The 2,888-nt window shown below is 68.2% G+C and carries 2 protein-coding genes and 1 pseudogene; 2 read left to right on the forward strand and 1 reads right to left on the reverse strand.

From position 1 onward, the window contains the following. On the forward strand, positions 1-619 hold a 619-nt coding region (locus B1964_RS21165), incomplete at its 5' end, for an oxidoreductase (protein WP_079931172.1). Between the two features lie 524 nt (positions 620-1,143). Here the strand turns inward: B1964_RS21165 and B1964_RS21170 are convergent. Continuing rightward, a complete protein-coding gene (locus B1964_RS21170) occupies positions 1,144-1,980 on the reverse strand; it encodes an HAD-IB family hydrolase (protein ID WP_079931173.1) in 837 nt (278 codons plus the stop codon). Positions 1,981-2,420: 440 nt separating this feature from the next. Here B1964_RS21170 and B1964_RS21175 point away from each other — a divergent pair. Then, positions 2,421-2,888 (forward strand): annotated as a pseudogene (locus B1964_RS21175) (hypothetical protein); the annotation flags it as partial.

Consider the following 2,888-nt stretch of genomic DNA (forward strand, 5'->3'; position numbering starts at 1 on the left):
GTCCTGGCGAGCCGGACGGTCGTCGGCGGCCATCGACGGCGGCAGCGTCGAGCTGCGTCGCGACGGCGACTTCGACGATCCGCTCCTCGCCGGCGCCATGCGCGTGGCCCAGGCCCTCGACGGCGACTCGCTGGAAAGCCTCACCTCGGTATTCCGGCGTGCTCCCGCACAGGCCTTCGCTCGCCTGCACATGCTCGCCGCCGCCGATCTCATCGACGATCCCGACGAGCTCGGCCGCCCGCGCGCCGATGCCGACGTCGCGACCCGCCTGGATCTGCTGAGCCAGCTGATCACCGGCGGCACCAGGGTGGGTGCGCCGGTCCTCGCCGCCGTCGTCCACGGGGAACTGCTGAGCCTGAACGCCTTTCGATCCGCCAACGGGATCGTCGCCCGTGCTGCGTCTCGGCTGGTGTGCACGTCGTCGGGTCTCGATCCGCACAATCTCGGCGTCCCCGAAGTGACATGGCTGCGGCGGGTCGCCGACTATCGCGTCCTGGCGCAGGCCTTCGGCACCGGCCGCGCCGAAGCGCTGGGGGAGTGGATCGTCTTCTGTTGCCAGGCGCTCGCCGCCGGTGCGGCAGAAGCGAAGTCGATCGCCGACGCCGCACGGGCCGGCTGACCGGGCAGACAAACACCGGGCCCATACAACACTGGGCACACGCAACACTGCGGGCGGCGATCCGGTTCGAAAACCGGGTCGCCGCCCGCATAGCACGAACGAAAGCTACCAAGCGTGCTTGGTGGGTTGTGGTTACCGCCTCGGCGATTGACCACGGACATCTGTCCGATACCGTTCCGGCGCTGCCAATCTCGTCCCATCACGACGCCATCAATGATGTCGTAGGCGCTGTCCGAGGGTCGGGGCGCTGCCGTCGAGGGTAGCCGTTCACATGGCCGCGATGTCGCAGGCGCACAACACTTGTGCCTTATGCGGCGCGCTCCGCGTGGGTACTTGCCGCTCGTGCTGGGAAGTGCTCGGAATGGGGGCCCGCTCCTTCTCTTCCGGGGCGAACTTTGCCTTCCGAGATTCCGTATGACCTTTGTACACCGTGATCGCGATCACATCAAGACTCAAGCGTGTCAACGTTCGGTGGCGTTCACATCACCGACGACTGGTGCACTGGTGCAACGGTTTACGGCGCTTCAGAGGTGCAGGCCGACGCTCGCCGTGGCGGTGCGTCGAGGCCTGGTGAGACGGATTCCGACGCCCCATCCCACCGCGGCGCCGATCCCCAGGGCCACCGCCGCGGCCAGCGCCGGCGCGGTGGCGAACGAGGGGTCCGGCTCGCGGTCGAAGTCGAGGATCGGCCAGCCGTTGTCCTCGGCGTGCCGGCGTAAGTGCTTGTCGGGGTTCACCACCGTGGGCCGCCCGACGACCTCGAGCATCGGCAGATCGGTCACCGAATCCGAGTAGGCGTAGCAGAGGTCGAGATCGTAGCCGTGCTCCTGCGCGATCTGCAGGATGGCCGCGGCCTTCTGTTCGCCGTAGCAATAGAAATCGAGGTCGCCGGTGTAGTGGCCGTCGGTGATGTGCATCCGGCTGGCACGCACGTGATCGACGCCCAGCATGGCGCCGATCGGCTCGACCATCTCCTGCCCCGACGCCGATACCAGGGCGATGGCATGTCCCTTCTGCCGGTGCGCGTCGATGAGATCGACCGCACCGCTGTAGACGAGCGGCCGGACGACGTCGTCGATGGTTTCCGCGACGATCCGGTTCACCTCGGAGACATCCCAGCCCTGACACATCGTGGTGATGTGCCTGCGCAGCCGCTCGACGTGGTCGGCGTCGGCGGCCGAGCGGGCAAAGCTCAACTGGGTGACGGCCGAACGAAGCAGCGTGCGGGTGTCGAGCAGGCCCTCGGTGAAGAACTGGCGACTGAAGGCGAGGACCGACGATTTCGCGATGACGGTCTTGTCGAGATCGAAGAACGCGGCGACCGGCGGCGTCTGATGGACCCGCGGGCGCTCATCGCTCATTTCGGGCATCGTACTGGAGTTCCGCGATGTTGTAAGTCGAGTTCGGCTATCCCGCTCGATGCGGGTCGAGGAGGCGGCGATCACCGCTGTGTGTCATTCGTTCAGATCAACAAACCCGCAGGCAGTGAGACGAATCAACGATGTTGTGCCGGGTTTCGCGAGTTGTTTGCGAGTGTCGTGCGAACGTGTATAGTCGTGGGTACCCGGTCTTCGGACCGGTGCCCTTCAGCCCGACCCCCCGGGGCTGAAGCGCGACGACCCCGGCCTCCTCCCCCCCTGGCCGGGGTTGTCCTCTATCTGGAGCAAGTCAGCTCGCCGATTCCCCTATCGCCGTTGCCGTTCTCCCAGGCGCGTGGTGCCTTCCACAGAACTCTCTGCGTCCACAGGCCGAGACCCTCCGCGCACGTGTACACAGAACGATGACGCCGGAATCGGCCACGATGGCGCTCATGTCCGAAGCCCTCCTCGCCCTCGTCGACGACGATCTGCGCGACGACGTCGCCCGGTGTGCCGCGGCCGCAGGCTATCGGCTGGTTCTCGGCGATCCCGCGACCTGCCGCGCCGAGTGGCTGCGGTCTCGTGCGGTCGTCGTCGACCCACCCGCGGTCGCCGCCTTGGTCTCCACCTCGGTGCCGCGGCGAGCCGGGGTGCTGCTGGTCGCCGACACCGCGCCCCCGGCCGACGTCTGGCGTTCGGCGATGGACCTCGGCGCCGGTGACGCCGCCCTGTTGCCGGCCGACGAGGGCCATCTGGTGCGCACGCTGACCGAGCTGCGTACGCCACGACGGGCCACCGGCGGCGGCGTCGCGCTGATGAGTGCACACGGCGGGGCCGGGGCGTCGGTGCTGGCCGCTGCGGTGGCAACGGCCGCCGGCGACGCCGGGGAGCAGGGGCTGCTGCTCGACGCC

Origin of the sequence: Gordonia sp. i37 (assembly GCF_002043085.1) — a bacterium.
In the GTDB taxonomy this organism is placed as follows: Bacteria; Actinomycetota; Actinomycetes; order Mycobacteriales; family Mycobacteriaceae; genus Gordonia; species Gordonia polyisoprenivorans.

Coding starts and splice junctions, on each gene's coding strand:
- B1964_RS21170 (WP_079931173.1), bottom strand. CDS start 1,980: ATGAGCGATGAGCGCCCGCGGGTCCATCAGACGCCGCCGGTCGCCGCG.